The sequence below is a fragment of the Paenibacillus sp. FSL R10-2788 genome (assembly GCF_038003885.1).
Lineage (GTDB): Bacteria > Bacillota > Bacilli > Paenibacillales > Paenibacillaceae > Paenibacillus_AQ > Paenibacillus_AQ odorifer.
This window is the reverse complement of sequence record NZ_JBBOQA010000001.1, coordinates 3431488-3448712: the sequence shown is the minus strand read 5'-3', so window position 1 is coordinate 3448712 and position 17225 is coordinate 3431488. Positions and strand designations below refer to the sequence as shown.

9 protein-coding genes are annotated in these 17225 nt (G+C 48.0%); all 9 read right to left on the bottom strand.

Translation table 11 applies throughout. The annotated features are described in order from the left end of the window. Positions 1 to 7: 7 nt before the first annotated feature. The gene (locus NSQ50_RS15325) at positions 8 to 1438 is read right to left on the bottom strand and encodes an ABC transporter substrate-binding protein (protein ID WP_081383668.1); all 1431 of its coding nucleotides are present in this window, start codon (positions 1436 to 1438) and stop codon (positions 8 to 10) included. Positions 1439 to 1580: 142 nt separating this feature from the next. Continuing rightward, complete coding sequence (locus NSQ50_RS15320) at positions 1581 to 2465, bottom strand: carbohydrate ABC transporter permease (RefSeq protein ID WP_051490964.1); 885 nt, start codon at positions 2463 to 2465, stop codon at positions 1581 to 1583. A 5-nt stretch (positions 2466 to 2470) separates the two neighbouring features. Then, positions 2471 to 3403 (bottom strand): carbohydrate ABC transporter permease, encoded by a 933-nt coding sequence (locus NSQ50_RS15315; RefSeq protein WP_197740348.1) that lies wholly within the window; start codon positions 3401 to 3403, stop codon positions 2471 to 2473. Positions 3404 to 3613: 210 nt separating this feature from the next. Then, positions 3614 to 5719, bottom strand: coding sequence for a hypothetical protein (locus NSQ50_RS15310; protein ID WP_076222449.1), 2106 nt, complete (start codon positions 5717 to 5719; stop codon positions 3614 to 3616). Beyond that, on the bottom strand, positions 5712 to 8360 hold the full coding sequence (locus NSQ50_RS15305) for a glycoside hydrolase family 2 protein (protein ID WP_036677255.1): 2649 nt from the start codon (positions 8358 to 8360) through the stop codon (positions 5712 to 5714). The genes NSQ50_RS15310 and NSQ50_RS15305 overlap by 8 nt, the downstream gene beginning before the upstream one ends. Before the next feature lie 843 nt (positions 8361 to 9203). Beyond that, positions 9204 to 12008: a glycoside hydrolase family 2 TIM barrel-domain containing protein gene (locus tag NSQ50_RS15300; RefSeq protein WP_076144079.1), complete on the bottom strand. Its 2805-nt coding sequence runs from the start codon at positions 12006 to 12008 to the stop codon at positions 9204 to 9206. A gap of 10 nt (positions 12009 to 12018) precedes the next feature. Then, the gene (locus NSQ50_RS15295) at positions 12019 to 13623 is read right to left on the bottom strand and encodes a response regulator (RefSeq protein WP_076222451.1); all 1605 of its coding nucleotides are present in this window, start codon (positions 13621 to 13623) and stop codon (positions 12019 to 12021) included. Further along, positions 13623 to 15413: a cache domain-containing sensor histidine kinase gene (locus tag NSQ50_RS15290; protein WP_076222453.1), complete on the bottom strand. Its 1791-nt coding sequence runs from the start codon at positions 15411 to 15413 to the stop codon at positions 13623 to 13625. The genes NSQ50_RS15295 and NSQ50_RS15290 overlap by 1 nt, the downstream gene beginning before the upstream one ends. 104 nt (positions 15414 to 15517) lie before the next feature. Continuing rightward, positions 15518 to 17203 carry a hypothetical protein gene (locus tag NSQ50_RS15285; protein WP_076222455.1) on the bottom strand — a complete coding sequence of 562 codons (1686 nt, stop codon included), beginning with the start codon at positions 17201 to 17203 and terminating at the stop codon, positions 15518 to 15520. Between the last annotated feature and the right edge of the window lie 22 nt (positions 17204 to 17225).

The window sequence follows — 17225 nt, the reverse complement described above, 5'->3', positions numbered from 1 at the left end:
CTGCGTTTTATTTAACCTTATCGAGATAATCACGTTGGAATTCTTCGGCAGCCCTATCCAAGATCTGTTGCGGATCTGCGTTCTTGTCCGTCAGTACGGTTTGCAGTACGATATCCAGCTTTTGGTACAATTCCTGTGCGTTGACTGGTTCTTCCGCCCGCATGCCTTTGCTGCCATTGTCCATATAATCACGGAACAAATCCAGATTGACGTTGTTGTATTTGTCGAGAATCTTTTGTTCTTCTCCAATCCGTTTCTCATCAGTCCAAATCCGCAACCCGTAAGGCCCTACGATCAGCCCTTGATCGCTCAGTGTCTTCTTCTCAATATCCCAACCGGTCAGTGCCTCTTCAGAGGACTCTGGTGTAAATCCGTAGGTTTTTAGCCATTTGAATCCGGCATCAATCTGCTCAGGTGTTACATTAGGCGAGAACATATATAGGCCGCCACCGAGCAGGGTTACAGGTTTCCCGATCGGTCCTACTGGAAGCGCGGACATTGCCACATTGTCCTTGGACATCTTAGTCTGTTGCTGGATGACCGGTGACCAGTCATTCGTGCCGAAGCTCATAGCGACCTGATCGGTTCCGAACAAGCGGAACATATCGTTCGTAACATCGACCAGATTGTTGTCGGGCAGTACATCATATTTCCATTTTAAGTCCTTCACATATTGCAGGGCCGCTGCTGCTTCCGGCGAATTGAACACCGCCTGCCATTTCCCGTCCACTTGTTTTTCAAATTCTGCTCCGTATGCCCAGGCAATGTTCATGAACATCCAACCGCCTTGACCACTTTTTGTAGGCAAGAACATTCCGGCTTTACCGGTCTTTTGTTTAATAATCTGCGCAGTTTCTGCTAGCTCTTCATATGTTTTAGGAAATTTAGGAATCCCCTTGTCGTCCAGCAGTCCAGCCTCCTTGAAAAGATTCATATTGTAGAGCATACCGATGACGTATCCGTCCTTCGGAATCCCATAATACTTGTCGTCCTTGGTAACCATTTTCAGCAGATCTGGATTGATCGCCTTGTCGTAGCCATATTTTTTCATCGTATCCGTTATGTCAGCCGCGTAATTTGCCTTGATGATTTTGCTTGTTTCTGTAAAAAAGGTTTCGTATACCGTCGGAAGCTGGCCGCTGGCCGCTTTTGGCAGGAATGAGCTGACATCATAACCCCATTCATCTTTGTCCACAATAATTTCCGGATAATTGGCTTTCATCTTCGCCATGACCTGCTCATACTGGGCGATTTTGGCTTCCTCATTCGGCTTTGGCCAGTTACTGACCTTGATCGTCACCTGTTGATTGCCCGCTGTCTCCGTCTTTCCTCCGGCATTCTTCTCATTGGAGCCGCCTCCACAGCCAGCCAGTCCGGCAGAAAAAAGCAGCGTAAGTGCCAGTGTAGCTGTCAGGTTCTTGGTGTGTCCTTTTTTCAATGTAATTCCCCCTAGTCTTATTGTTAAAGCATTCTTCGCAACATGTAAAGCGCTTTCTTTTTGAATCTGAAATCATCTTAACATGCACCTTCTGCAGCACCCTACGGGGCAAAACTGTGAAATGGTTTGTGATCGGGTGATGTTACCCTTTAATACTGCCGCCGAAGGATTGCCCGTTCATAATGTACTTTTGGAAAAAAATAAACAGGATAATCGGCGGCAGAATCGCAAAAGTCAACGCAATAAACTGTATGTCCTGCGGCAATGTCGCCTTCAGATTGTAAATAGCCACAATGACCGACCAGGTCGATTTATCCTTCAGCACCATAAAGGGCCAGAAGAAGTCCTGCCAGACACTGTTCATCGTAAGGATTGTAATTGTAGCCATAACTGGTCCGCTGAGCGGGAGAATGACTCGAATAAAAATACCGATTGTGCTCGCTCCGTCAATTTTGGCGGCTTCCAGCAGCGCTTGTGGGATGGTATCGAAAAAGTTTTTGAAGATCAGAATTACCACCGGATTCACAGCAGCCATAAACCACATCGGCCAGTAAGTATTGGTCAGGTTCAAGTGCAACAGCGGAAAATCAATCAGATTCTTAAACAGCGGCACCATGCCCACTGTATTCGGCACCATCATGGTCCACACGATCAGTGCAAACAGCAGGGCACTGCCCCGCGGCTTTAGCTTGGAGAAGAAATATCCGGCCAGTCCGTTAAAAGTAAGGCAGAACAGTACAGAACCTGCGGCCAGATAAGCCGTATTCAGATAATAACTGAGGAAGTTAAACTCCTGCCAGGTCTCCCATAGCTTGCCAACATTGAACGAGCGGGGGATCAGGGTGGGCGGGATTGCATAAAACTCTTTGATGTCCTTCAGACTTGAGACCATAATCCAGACCGGAGGCAAAATACAGACAGCGGCCAGCACAATCATCAGAATGAACATGCACCAATACAGCAGGCGCACCCAAGGTGATCTGTATTCTATATTGCCGATAATGCCATATGCTTCTTTAGTTTTCATAGCTTCTACTCCCTGTTCAATTTCTTATCCAGCCGGAAATAAATAATGGTAAGCACCATCAGGACTAGAAAAGTAATAACCCCGAGCGCCATTGAATGGCCTGCTTCAAAACTCCGGAACGCATAATAATAGCTTTGCAGCATCAAGGTCATTGAGGCATTGTTCGGTCCACCCTCAGTCATTACTAGGGGTTCATTGAAGATCTGGAATACACCGCTGATCTGCAAAATCATCATCAGTCCGATCATGCTAGAGATTTGCGGAATGGTGATACTTTTGAATCTCCGCCATACATTCGCACCGTCAATCGAGGCTGCTTCGTACAGATCATGATTAATACTCTGTAGACTTGCCAGATAAAGCAGCACTGTTCCCCCGAAATTTCGCCAGGTAATCGTGAAGATAATCAGCATTATCGTCATTTGCGGATCCTGAAGCCATTGCTGCACCGGAAATCCCATGGCACTCAGCATAATATTCAGCACGCCACCCTTTCCGGGCTCAAACAAAAACATCCATAACATCGAAGCGGCAATGCCGGGAACCATACTCGGAAAAAAGACCGAAAAGCGAAAAAATGACTTCCCATGTCTCAATTCATTAATCACGACAGCGACAATAATGGGTACGGCAAAACCGATCAGTAGTGACCAGAACACATACACAAAAGAGTTGGTCAATGTCTGTTGAAACGCCGAGTTCTGTATAACATCCTTGTAATTCTGCAGTCCGGCGAAGCTTACGGCATTATAACCCTCAGTATTGAAAAAAGAGAGCACAATGCCCTTCACGAGCGGCTGCCAGGAAAAAAAGAAAAAGGCAAACAGTGTGGGTACAATTAATATCCAGGATGACCAATCTTTGAATAAACGCCGTACAGGATAACCTTTCTTTTTCTCTGTCATTAAAGGATTTAGTTCACTGGTTTTTCCAATCATGCTCCTGTCCTTCCTTCCTCCCGGAATCAAGCTTTAATCCGGTCAGGCGTTGTATAGTTGTTATACCTAAATGATAGCGCTTCCTACTGAGCGCCGAAATCCGGTAACCCTGCGAAAGCGTTTGTAAAGCTACTTATTTGTTGGCAAAAAAAAGCAGTGCACGCACCGGAATGGCCGCACACCGCTTATGTTCATGTTATGGTGAATCGTTTAGGCCTCACTTAACCCTGCGCTGATGCAGAGGACGGCCGCTTCCGCCCGAAACGCTTCGCTCGCCGGATTGGGCTGCTCCTCCAAAATACGAAGCACCGACTGAGGCTCTACGCCGGGCTGTGGCACACGGGAGGGAGAAACTACGCTCCACTTCTGCTCACCCTTGAGCCTGTATGACAGCTCATAAAGATAAAAGCCCGCATGTTGTCCGTCAGTGAGCTGGCTTACGCCATCCTGCCACGAGCAGAGTTCAAGCGGATGTTGTTTGTCCGGCAATACACCGGACGCCAGTGTGATGCGCTCATTTCGAACTACCTGCTGCTTCTGTTCCCAAGCCTGCTGATCTAGGATTCCCAGATCCAGGCGGTATTCCATTCCCGGCTCTCCATAAAGAGTCCAAGCCACAGGGCTACCCACCGCTACGAACTTAGGTGCTTCCAGAAAAACGGGTTGATGAGTTGGGACAAAACGTTCGGTCTGCTCCCACTCTCCCGCAGCCGGACTGCGTCTGCGATAATGCACCGTGCCCGTGAATTCGAGCTCCTGTTCCTGTAGCAGAGCTATTAGACATAGAGTAGCTTGCTCGTAAAGATCCGTGCAGTTGTTATGGCCGAAGCGGTATCCGATCTCATGGCGAAGCGGTATCCCGCGACTCCGAACCAAAGCCGCGAAGGAAAAGCTGAAGCGGCTAAGGGTAAAGGCATCATGCGTGCCATGGTTAATCAGCAGCTTTGTGCCACTCGCTTTAAGACCCTCCAGAAAAAATTCGGATTCCAGTCCGGTCGTTTCCTTTAGACTTGCAGAGTCAATAGTTCCCGTCAGAGTCTGTAGCAGAGTCTCGATTCCCGTGCTGCCGTTCTGTGGATGCTGCCAATCTTTCTTCCAGATTTCCCGGTAACCGGTGTCTACTTCCGCCACATGCCAGATCAGTGGGCAAGCTCCTTCGGCAAACTCACGGGTGAGCCCGTTCAGAATCAACGGCGGTGCATAACACAGTGTGTAGCGCACCCGATAGGGTAAGCAAAGCGGATTGCCTCCAGCCAGCAGCGCAGTTAAGCCGCCGCGCGAACCACCTACAGCCACTACCTGCTCTGCATCACCGCCATAACTTTCTTGACCTCTGGTAATTGCCGCCCCAATGCCAGCATAGATGGAGCCTTGCAAGGAACGGCTGCCGATATATCCTCCTCCGTTCCACAGAATGCCGACAACGCCTTTGCCGGTGCTGGCCAGAGTCTTGCCGATGATTTCCAGAAATGAGGGACCTACCGTGCTGAAGGTATTCTCATTGGCATCATAATAACCATTGAACAACAGTGGATATCCCTTAACATTTGCCGCACTCCAGAAGGGCGGCAGAATATAGGAAGCAAGGCTATGCTGGTCATTCTCTATAACTAGCAGACTGCCGCTGATGAGCTGAAATACAGGCGCATTGCTTAAAAGTGCAGCATTGTCTATGGATGCATTGCGGAAAACCACCGGAAATCCGAAGGTCTTAAGGATGCGGTCGCTCAGGGAAACTGCAACTAGATCATCTACAGCATAGAGACTGTAGCGGTCACCGATATAATGCTCGAATTGCGGAGTTTTAAGATTCTTATTCCCCTCGTTGCCTCCGAACAGCTGATGATCTTCCGTATTGTATACATAAGGGCTATCTGGGTCGCTATTGTAGAGCCGCGCATGCTCGGAAACAACCTTTTCCCCGGCTTCGTCCATCCGCAATGTCCCTATGCCATCTGTTCCGCCATAACGGAAGCCTCCTTTTCCCTCAGCAACGCTATTATCCCAGTGAGACACTACAGGAAGCATATTGGTCAGCAAAGGACTGACTAATACAAATACCCCCTCCTCTTTCTCGGAGATCTCTTCTGCTGCTTCAGCTTCAACAATGTCTTCATGGAGGGTTGACCAATTCGCTTTCTGATAAGCTACTTCGCCGCCTCGCAAGCAAGCAAGCAGCAGTGGAGCGTTGTGCAGCCTTAAGTAATCAGCCACTGCTCTGCTAACAGGTATAGCGACAGGTGTAGATCCCTCGGCTTGAATAAACCGACTTAGCGGAACATATGCCTCCGGTACAAAACACAATGTTTTACTCACGATTTTTTTCTCCTCCAACCTGTATCATTCTGCTCTGTGCTGTTAGGAACGACATGAATCTAATTTCTGGCAAGCCATCTGTGATCCTATAATTTTCCCCAGACAGGAATCCTCCTGAGAGTTTAGGAGTGCAAGTAACCGTTACTGTTTTGGTCTCACCCGGAAAGAGGGTATGGAACTGCTCATCCGCTTCCATCCAGTAGCGGTCTCCCCTTTCCTCTGCATGTACATGCAGCAAAACTTCACTACCGGTATTTCGGACTGTAAAACGGGCCTGCTGGCTCTTCTCCTGAGCACCCGTCGGCTGCCATAAACTCTCCTGACGCACCTCAAGATTGCCTCCTATAAGTGCAAGCGCGGGAGCATATGGATGCTTTTTATTGGTAGAGAATACATATAAATTCTGCTGTGGTGCTTCATCGCCGTCCTGGTAGGACAATCTGACGAAATATAAAGCATCGTCATGCTCTGGCACGTTGAAATTCAGCACCCCAGCGCCGACAGCCTGATCTTTGTTTCCCTCTGCCTCAAATGATTGCTGATAGATGCACCGTCCGACTGCATCGAAGACTTCCGCGTCGACTTCTACCCTGTGTCCATTTCCTCCATGCACGTATACATCTCCCTGAAATCCGGTGCTTGGTGTAAGCAGTAGACTGCGGTAGTCCAGCGAAACATGTAGCGGACGGAAGGCAGATTTCACCCAATGGTAGGCCATCTTCGTTTCACCGTAATAATCGACAAGGTTAGTGCAGGACACATTCGGCCACGGCTCGTTGAATTGCCAGACAATGCTGCCGCTGTTTCGGAACTTACGGCGGCGGTTAGCCTCCAGCACGAACCGGATTCCTTCCGCCTGTATCCACTGGCTGCAGGCAGAGAACTGCTCCAAATCTGTCATGCTGCCGAACATTTCTTCTTCACGGCTCAGCGTATCCCACCACTCCCCGTGATGTCTCCATATCGCGTTGTTCTCCATAGAAACCGGTCGCCGGTTGGTCTCACTCAGAAATTTCTCCAGACTTTTGAGAGAACTCAGACCGTCCACCCCAAATTCGCTGTGCAGCAGATTATCGTTGCTGCCATATAACTCGTAGTGATAAGGGTTTCCCATATACTTCCAGTAACCGTGCACATCATGCCCCTGACCTTTTGCATCCGTAATATATTCTACCGGGCCGGAAGCTGAGGTCGGTAGGAAGAGTCGCTGCGGATCATACTGTTCTACCAGTTCTTTCAACATCGCCAGATTGGAATCGCTGCTGTCGGAAGGCTTATTTGGCTCACTCATTAATTCATTGCCGCCGCTCCATACCGTTAGCGATACATGATTGCGTTTGTCACAGAGCGCTGTGCAGGCAGTCTTGTGAAGCAGCTCCAAAAACTCCGGCTGCTTCGAAGGGATATTGTCAATACCTGAACTGGACTGAATGAACTCCTGCCAGACCATAATGCCGTTTACATCACATAAGTCGTAAAAAGCCTTTTTCTCAATGATTCCACCGCCCCATACCCGAACGAGATTAATATGAGCTGCTTTCATCAGACGAATCATCAGTTGATATTGTTCAACCGTTACATTCCCGTAGAGATGGTCCAGAGGGGTCATATTTACCCCTTTCATATAGATCTTGCTTCCGTTAATCACCACTGTATATGGTAGGGCGTTGTCTGGACTGTCTACATTGTGGATATAATCGAGCTTGCGAATGCCCGTTTGAAAGCTCTGGGTATCCAATTCCGTTCCAGCTTCATCCAGTAGCTTTAGTTCAAGATTGTACAGTGGCTGCTTTCCATAACCGTTTGGGTACCATAGCTCAGGTTCGGGTATTTCCAGCTCCGCGTTCAGAAGCTCTCCAGCTCGAACTGGTCGCGATTGAACCAGCAGCAGATTCCCCTCCGGATCAGTACAGGTGATGCTCGCTGTCAGTGTCCCATCATCTTCAGAGCCAGCCATTCGCTTGATTCCTGCTTGAATGGTGATTCGACCAGACGAGATCTGATTTCTATCGTTCTCGCCAAACTCCGCATCTGTAGTGATCGACACATCATCCCAAGAGCACTGTTGATGTACCCTCAATACCACATCATCCCAGATTCCGACATTGACCAACCGGGTAGAGAAATCCCATTTATAATTAAAACGGCTCTTCTGCGTGAAGGTAGCCGAGGTTTTGCCGATTTGCCCCATTTCATCTGGCGCCTGCTTCAACAGCACTGAAATTTCAAGGCTTTCCCGCCCGGAGAGCAGGTCTGTAACATCAAATACAGCCGGCTCGAACATACCTTTATGTTCACCCAGCAGTAAATGATCAGCGTATACCGAGGCTTCATAGTCCAGTCCCTGAAAGACCAGTTCAACTCTGGCTGCTCTCAGCTCAGGCTGCTTCAAGGTCGTACGGTAAACCCACCAGCGGTTCTCCACCCATTCACAACTCAGGCTATTTAACTCTTGATAAGGGTTGGTAATCCAGCCCTGTCTGAAGAGATCATAGTGAACTCCACCCGGCACAGTGGCAGGCATCCAGTCCGTAACCCCCATCAATTCCTGTCCCAGCTCCATACTGGTGCCCTTTAGCGGAACCCAGGGCCAATACCCTTTGACTTCCCACTTCAAATCGTTCAATAGAATTTCATTCATGTCTTCTCCCGTTCCCCCAAACCCTGCTAAATTTGGCGCTGTTCCTGACGATGAGCGGCTCTGGCGCCATTCGTTAATGCGCTTACAACTTTAGGTGTGCAGCTTCATTACCAATGATAGCACCGGGTTAATGTTTTCAAAGGTCTCCAACCCTGTGAAATCGTTTGTAAAACTGCTCAGTTGCTGATAAACACAAACAACCCCTCTAGGCTGGAGTGAGGGTTATCAGCAATCATCTATAGAGGTGACTTTTTAAGGCTTGTTTTGTTTCGGAGCCTCTGACTCCCGTGCTTTACCAATACGTGTAATACGTCGAACGCGAAAAAAGGAGTTCCCTTCAGCCGCGAAAGGCTGCTTGGTGAACTCCTTTACTTTTTGTTCGATAGAAGTTTTAAGAACTATTGCAACAATGTAGCACCATCTATCGGACATAGATGACGCTAAAAGCAGTATTATTGTACTTTTGGTGGGCTAACGGTCCCCATAGTCACTATTTGCATAAAATACACCACATATGAACCTCTTTATAAGCAATAGCGTCACTGGAGTCCGAAATGTTGTTCAAAAGGCTGGAAATTAGCAAATAGTGTCATCTGAGTCCGAAACCCTCAGAGGCTCAGATAACGATGACACTGTTGAAGCTGGCGGCTACCAATAAACTAAAAGCAGCAAAAAACTAAGAGCAGCGAATCTCTCTTCATTAAGAGAATCGCTGCTCTTCAGTTTTTTACGATGCGACAGTCTGTTTTACTCAAGTGGAGAACGTAGTTTTCACTGTAGCCCCATTGGACTATTCATCCATATGAAATTTGACAGGTAACCTTAGCAATCGCCTGCCTCTGCCTATTGGATCAGCTCAAGAAGTTCTGCAACATTCGCCTTGTACTGTGGCTTGAAATCATCTGATTTCATATAACCCGCAAGACTGAATAAGAACTGTCTGCCTTCCGGCGTATCGCTAACCTTATCAGCATCCAATGCGCATATCAGCAGGTTGCCTGCTCCTACACTGCATTCCACTAGGAAACTCAGCTTATGATTGCGTTCAAAATTATCGATAGTCTGCACAACGGGATTCCAATCGCGGTCAGCTGCATCCATGATGAGCGATTTCGAATTCTCAACAATACTCCACCAGGGATAGGTAGAATATTCCTCGCTCGGGAACTCACGAAGCACCGGGTGCTTGTTATCAATCAACAGCCCCATAGTACCAATGGGTACTGGCCGGTTCATGCTCTCTGAGATCGAGCGGAACATTGGATAACACCAGAAATCTGTGCAGTAATAACCTTCAACAGCATTTTGGAGAGATTCCGGTTTCGGCATAAGCAGTACATTCTCACCTTGCTCCAGCAATGCAAGCGCATCATCAGACAGCTTGTCGAAGACATGGACACCTTCCAGCATGTTGCCACTCTTCACTGGATAAATCCACAGGTCGTAACTATTACGGATATCTGTTCCCTGTATGGAGAGGGACAATACGATAGTACTCATACGGTCAACTTCAGGTAGTTTTATTGCCAGATCGCAGATATCGATATAATTCGTTCCTGCAGGTACGTCCACCTCGGTTGAACCTGCGGCGAGTATACCATTATCCGCGGTAAGCTCCCAATGCAGTTCAAATGCACTCGGCATACCACTGCGGAAACAGCTCAGTTCAACATGGGCATCGAACGATTCACCAGAGACATAGTTATACTTAGGGAATCTTGCCAACAGAACGGCATCATTACAAAAAGTTCGCCAGTCCTCCGGACTTATCATTCCTTTGGAATCCATAAAGGCGTCGAGGACACCCACCAGCGCCGTTCCCTGGCCACTGAAATCCTGCAAATCAAGCAGTTGGAAGCCCGCAAGCCGCCGGGAGCGGAATGCCGCCTCAAGTTCCTCTTTGTAGCAAGCTACTGCCAGTTGCCCCGAGGATTCAAAATATTTGGCGGCCAAATGACCCAACCCTTTACTTTCCAGTCGTTCACGGAAAATTTTGAAATTCTCAGCTTTGAGCGGACCGTTGTATTTATCGATTTCCTCATAATTAGGATAGGTAGCATACTGTCCGATCTCATGCGAGATTACCGGAATGTGCGGTATCCATTCTGCGGAAGCGTCTCCAGCCTTCACCGTCTTGGCTTCCGTACCATACTGGATCTGGATCTCGCCGCCAGCGGCAGCTTCCATCCCCTCTCCGTTGAAGAAATCCTGAGGGACGATCTGATCGTCATAGTCTTTCATCGTGCCTGGCAGATCGATCTGGACATGACCTAATGGAGCATCACACATCGCATAGGAGCCTCTGAACAGCCGATCTCTGGAGAAGCGCACGCCGCTGAAGAAATCGTCATGTTCCAGAATTTCTGGCACCCATTGGTGGTTATTGGACCCCTGTGTATAGAGAATCCGGTTATCAAATGCTTTATAGTCCTTTAGGAAGGAATCAATCTTGGCTTTGCTGCCCCATAGCTCGTTGCCAAGCGACATCATCACGAAGGAGGGGTGATTGCCAAAAGCCTGAAGAATGGCATAGCCTTCGCTGATCAGATAGTCCTGCTCCGCCTGATTATGGCCCTCGTCGGTTTCTTCTGTGATTGTTCCCCAGAATGGAAGCTCTGGTTGCATGTAGATACCTAGCATATCCGCTGCGGTGAAAGCAGCTTCCGGCGGACAGCAGGTATGAAAGCGATAATGATTGATGCCATAAGACTTGGAGATGCCCAGGATTCTTACCCATTCCTCGACGTCAGTCGGGGCATAACCGGTAAGCGGGAAGATCAGGCCGTCATGTTTGCCGCGGAGGAAGGTTTTTTCTCCGTTGATTGTAAACTTATCGCCCTCTGCCCGGAATTCCTTCAATCCAAAAACGAGCTCCTGTCGGTCCATTATATATCCATCGCTGTCTTTCAAAACAAGGTTTATGTTATAAAGATTGGGAGCGCCTTCACTCCAGATCAGCGCGTCTTGACCAAGCTCATAGTTGACGGAAAAACGACCCGGTGAGACTGGGTACTCCCGCTGGTCCACAGCATGTGCATTGTCGCTGTTGAAGCTCTGCGCAGACACTGTAAGTATAGATTCGTTCCTGCTGTCCAAGGTTGCCGTGATTCGGACTGAGCGTGCTGAGAGATCCGGATCGAGCCGGATGCCGCTGAGCCGTGACTCACCATAGAACTGAAGCTCCATACGTCCGGTAATCCCATTCCAGTTGGTCTGGGTATCCTGCGACGTTAAATGTCCACCTTTGGTTGGGTAACCCGTATTGTCCACACGGATGGTGAGCGTATGATTTCCAGGTTGAAGCTGCGGCAACTCGTATATATGTGGGGTGTTCAGACTGTTACGGCTGCCTATTTCCTGATTGTCCAGCCATAGAGTCGTCAGCCTCGTGCGTTCCAAATATAGGAAGCAGACTTTGCCGGCTAGTTCTTCCGGAATGACGACCTCTTTTGAATACCAGACTTGCCCTTCAAACAAATACTCATCCGTTAATGCGCTTACTAAAACATCCTCGTTCTTCGAACCTTTGCGTGCGTAGGACGTTGTTCCCGGCAGTGTGATAACATCTGTAAAAGGCAATGCCAGTCCTTGATTTCCCTCATCCAATTGCAACTTCCATTCGCCTTCCAGGCTGATCTTTGTCTGCAAAATATCACTCCTAATAATGATAATCTCTGAACTCCTGAGGTGTAGTGCCGGTTGTTTTCTTAAAAAGGAAGGCAAAATAAGCCGCGGTTTGAAAGCCCACCTGCTCGGCAACCTCGTAAACCTTAATATTGGGGTCACGAAGTAGTTCCTTGGCTTTGTTCATACGCGCTTCCTGCACGAAATCGGAAATCGTCCGGCCCATTTCTTTCTTGAAGAGAACACTTAAATAGCTGTGATTCAAGTGAAACTGCTCAGCAAGCTGCTTTACAGTCATGTTCTCATGCAGATGCTCCTCCAATTGGCGGGCGACCCGCTGGATAAGGTTATGCTGCTGAGCGACCTGCTCTCTTTGATTAAGCTTAGCATATTGCGCCAAATATTCCAGTACGACCTTCCTGACTTCATCTACGCCTGTATAGTCGATCAACCGCTGCCACATGAGGATGTTCAACTCTGTATCCTTCTCATGTATACGCTTCAGTTTTCTGGCTAGTTCGCTAAGCAAACCCATTCCGAAAGCCTGCACATAGGAAAAGGATACAGGCTCTCGCGCAAGTAACACTTCGAAAGCATGATTGAAATAAGCGGAAGCTTTATCGCTCTCTCCTCTGTCCAGTAGCTTAACGATTTCCGGAATGTATTCTTCACGCAACCGGAAATCATGATATTCATTCATCAAGTTCCGGTCGAAATAGAGGATTTGTCCGTAGCCGGCCAGCCTGGCACCGGTCATCATATGCCTTACTTCCTTATACAGCAACGGTATTTCCGTCCAGAACAAGCACTCTCTGCTAATTCCGACCGAGACGGAGGCTTTATACTGCTCTCTTAGGATATCTTGGATAAACGCAAGCTGCTTCTCAAGTCTTGCCCGCACCAATGGCGTTGCGTTCAGCACAATGACGGCCAGTTCATCCGCTCCTGTCTTCCCTATATAGGTACCGGTGAAGCCAGATAGACCAGTCTTAACGCAGTTCAATAACCCTTCGCTAAGCAGGATCCGATCCTTGGCATCATGCGGATTATCTAGAAACCTGCGGTCATATCCGAACAGGAATAATGTTGCCTGCCATTCCCCATTAGGCAGATCTAGCAGACGCCGCCAGGATTCGAGCAGCTCATCACTGTGGATCCAGCCTTCGACCATATCTTTGACGAAACGTTCCTGCAGCACCTCATAGCTCTCTGTTACTTTCTCCCTAAGTACAGTGGTTTCCTGTTCAATCTGTTTTTTCTTCTCAACTACTTCTCTGAACGCAGCCAGTTTCATTTCGAGTTCTTCCGTCTTGATGGGCTTCAGAACGTAAGCTTTAGCTCCCAGATGTATAGCCTCCTGCACAAATTCAAACTCGTCATATCCACTGATCATCACAGTCTGTAAAGACTGGAGTAACGGATAATCCGCTCTGCATCTTGCGAGCAGTTCGATCCCTGTCATACCGGGCATCGAGACGTCAGCGATCAGCACATCCACAGGAGTTTCTCCTAGGATTGTTAGTGCTTCTTCACCAGATAATGCAGTTAACGGTTCCTCATACCCCAGAGCTTTCCAGCCAATATGACGAAGAAGCCCTTGAATCTGCATAGGCTCGTCGTCGACAATTAATGCCCGCATTAAGCTCCATCCCCCTTTTTTATCTCAGGACTTTCCTTGCAAACAGGGATATCAATGGTTACACAAGTCCATTCGTCTTCTACACTGTCAATCTCAAAGCCGCCCTCTGTGCCAAAATACAATGCAAGACGTTCACGGATATTGTTCATCCCGAATCCGTTTTGCGTCCCCGTGTAGCTGCCGGTACGGATCTGTTCCAGCTTCTCACTGCCAATCCCTTTTCCATTATCAAAAATCTGAAACTGCACCGTATTCTCCACTCGTTTGATCGTAATTTGTATAAAAGCATGAGTTCTAGTTGTGATGCCCCCGTGCAGATAACAGTTCTCGACCGTTGGCTGTAGAATCAGCTTAATGCTGTACAGGTCAAGAACGTCAGGCTCTACCAGCCACTCTACGGATACCTGACCGGGATAACGCAGCTGCTGAATTTCGATATACGCCTTAAGATGCTCAATTTCGTCACGGATCAGCGTCACATTAACCCGGTTATTGAGTGCCAGCCGATAGAATGTCGTCAGCGCATCTATGGTTCGGATTTGCAATTCGTCCTGCTGATCTAATGCCCGCCAACGGATCAGACTTAGCGAATTATAGATGAAATGAGGGTTAATCTGTGCCTGCAACGCCCTGAATGATTGCTCCCGCTCTTTGAGCATGGCCTCTGTATGTTCTTCGACCAGTTTTCTCAAACGGCCAGACATGGAATTGAACAATATCTCAAGTTCACCCAGCTCATCGTTGTCACGGTTTCTCACTGTAACTTCGAAATAGCCCTGTGAGATATCTGTCATTCGGATGCCCAGCTTGCGGATCCGCCAAATCACATTTTTAAGTACAATCATGATTAGAAAGATGGACAACAGCAGGAAAAATGCAATACCTGCTCCGATATAGTACATAATCCGCGTAGACTGCTCCTCCAGTCGGTCAAGATGCACAAGCGCGGCAACCGTCCAGCCAGACTTAATCTCCTGAGTGATCAGCATCATCCCGCTTTTTGTCGCCGATGTTTCCAACGAGTTATTCCAGTACTGACCTAAGGAGGATGAGGATAACCGGCTGCCAATTTCAGAGGGCTCCGAGGATGCAATAATTCGTTCGTTGTCGTCAACAATATACAATTCTCCGGCCCCTTCAAAAGGATGCTCGAACGATTCCATGAAGACACCGTTATAGTTCAGTAACAGGTACACAATCCCGTAAACATCTCCATATGCGTTCAGAATTTTATGGGATACCACTAGCTTAGTCCTGTCGTCAGCTGCATTAGTCCATACCATATTGTCTGTTGTGCGAAGCATTTTCGTATACCATTCCCGCTCTCGAATTCCCGAAAGGCTCCGTTCTTCCGGCTTCCACAGAAGCCCTCCATCTTGCACTAGTGTATCGTTGGTATGATAGATCCGGAAATTCTCAATACCTGGCAAGTATTTACTGGTGAGCAGGAAGGAACGGTCCACATAATTGACCGTACCCAATTGTTCATCGATATCCGCATAGTCCCTGGCTAATCTAGAGATCAGCTCACCATCCGTAGCCGTCCGGGTAGCCAGCAGATCATAGCTTTGCTTCCTGAATTCAATACTCTGCGCACTTTGCCGAACGGCTTCCCTGATCGTAAGCATATAATTGGCCCGCACTGTATGAAGCATCATGTACCCTGCACCTGCAGCCAGCAGTACGGTGGGGAGAAATACAATTAGTCCGTAGAATAATACAATCTTACTCCTCAGGTTCATAGAATGGGTCATACGGATGATCCATTTCTCTATTTGTTGTTTAATCATAGATTCCCCCCCATGAAGTGCAAAGGGAGCCCCCTCCAAGTGAGAGGTGCTCCATTAATTTTTTTATCGTTTAAGATCCGCGACTGAATGAGCATCACGGTTGTCTATTGCAAGGCTGTTACTTCCTCCTTGTACGTATCCAGCCACTCCTGCTTGACTTCACTCCAGTGCCCACGCTTCTCTAGTGCTGCTTGGAAATCGCTCCAATTCTTCTCGAATTGCCCCTCGTCTTTGGCCATTAAAAGCTTGGCTCGATATTCCTTGCGGATATTTTCGATCTCCGGTGAATATTTCTCCCATGCGCCGCCCTGTTTCATCTGGAACAGATCATAAGGCTCTGCCACGCGGATCGTTCCCATTTTGCCGATAGCTTCTGTGAACTTAATTGTCTTAGCAGCTCCGGCTTTTCCTGCATCCTCTGTGTTCCACCATGGGTACCATTCATTGCTGTAAGAGGCAGTCATGTAAAGCTCCGGGGTGACTTTAGCTTTTTGTGCGGTGTCTCCGGAATTGCGGCTCGTCTTGTAGGTTTCGTCTGTAAATTTCCATTTACCCAACGGTTGATCAATCCAATCCCAGTATAATCCCGCCGGTCCTTCATTAATGACCTGCTGCTGCTCGGGTTTCGGCTGCAAGGTATAATCGAAGAATTTCAGAATAGCTTCCAGATTTTTAGTTTTTTCACTAACATAGACATCATAGCCTGGATTCGGATTGGTAACCTGATTAATTCCGACTTTCTCTACACCATCCACTTTAGGAAAAGGGATCGCTTCGTAAAACCACCCTGGCTCTGTTGGGCCGTCCAATGTCTCCCAGGCTGAGGCAGGAATGTTCCAGAAGCTGCCGACATTGAAGGCAATACGACCTGATTTGTTCTTTTCTGTATACTGTTCTTTTTTGCTGGTGACGACCTCTGGATCGATCAACTTCTCCTGGTACATCTTGTTCATCCATTGATAAGCTGCTTTATAATTGGGATCGTCGTAAGCGAATACAAAATCATCGCCGCGTTTGTCAACGCCATTACCCGCTGTAGTCACCCCGAATGCTGTCAAAATCGCGTTTTCATCGCTCCAGCCCAGATTATCACTAGTATCCATCAGGAATGATAGAGGAATCAGCGATTTGCCGGAAGCGTCCTTCTCTTCTGCAGCTTTCCGAAGGAAGGTCTCAACTCCTTCTAACGTTGCTAAGTCCTCTTTGGTCATACCTGTTTTCTCCAGCACATCACTTCTGACAATCCAGGCTTGAGATGCCCAACCTGGCCACGGATCTTCCGGGTTTTGGTCAAACCAGGTAGGGATGGACCAGATATGGCCCTCATTATCCTTCATAAGTTCCAAATACTGCTTTGGAATAGACGCAAGTCCTGGATATTTGTCAGGCATGTCGAAATACTGCTCTAGCGGCATAAGCTGTTTCGACCGGTTCATCGCGCTTTTGACCGTTTCGTTTCGGCTGAAGATAGCTGCATCCTCAAAGCCGCCAGTGTTTATCTTCAAATTAAGTGCAGTCATCGCGTCGCCTTGAGTTGTTTCCAGCTTCACATTTACTCCAGGCTCCTGTTCACGCCAATATTTCTGGACCAAACTATCATTATTGATGGTTGCCGTCCATCCGAGCCAGAGATTAAAGGAAGTCGAGCCACGGGCGGGCTGGTTATTTGACGTTTCATTGTCACTTCCAGGCTTGTTCGCAGTATTCCCACCTGATCCGGAGCATCCGGCAATAGACATCAGTAAGGTTGCTGCAGCCAAGGCGACTAGACCCGTTTTTTTGATCATCATTGTTTAATTCCCCCTGTTCTAT

Coding starts and splice junctions, on each gene's coding strand:
- NSQ50_RS15320 (WP_051490964.1), bottom strand. CDS start 2,465: ATGAAAACTAAAGAAGCATATGGCATTATCGGCAATATAGAATACAGA.
- NSQ50_RS15315 (WP_197740348.1), bottom strand. CDS start 3,403: ATGATTGGAAAAACCAGTGAACTAAATCCTTTAATGACAGAGAAAAAG.
- NSQ50_RS15305 (WP_036677255.1), bottom strand. CDS start 8,360: ATGAATGAAATTCTATTGAACGATTTGAAGTGGGAAGTCAAAGGGTAT.
- NSQ50_RS15295 (WP_076222451.1), bottom strand. CDS start 13,623: ATGCGGGCATTAATTGTCGACGACGAGCCTATGCAGATTCAAGGGCTT.
- NSQ50_RS15290 (WP_076222453.1), bottom strand. CDS start 15,413: ATGATTAAACAACAAATAGAGAAATGGATCATCCGTATGACCCATTCT.
- NSQ50_RS15285 (WP_076222455.1), bottom strand. CDS start 17,203: ATGATGATCAAAAAAACGGGTCTAGTCGCCTTGGCTGCAGCAACCTTA.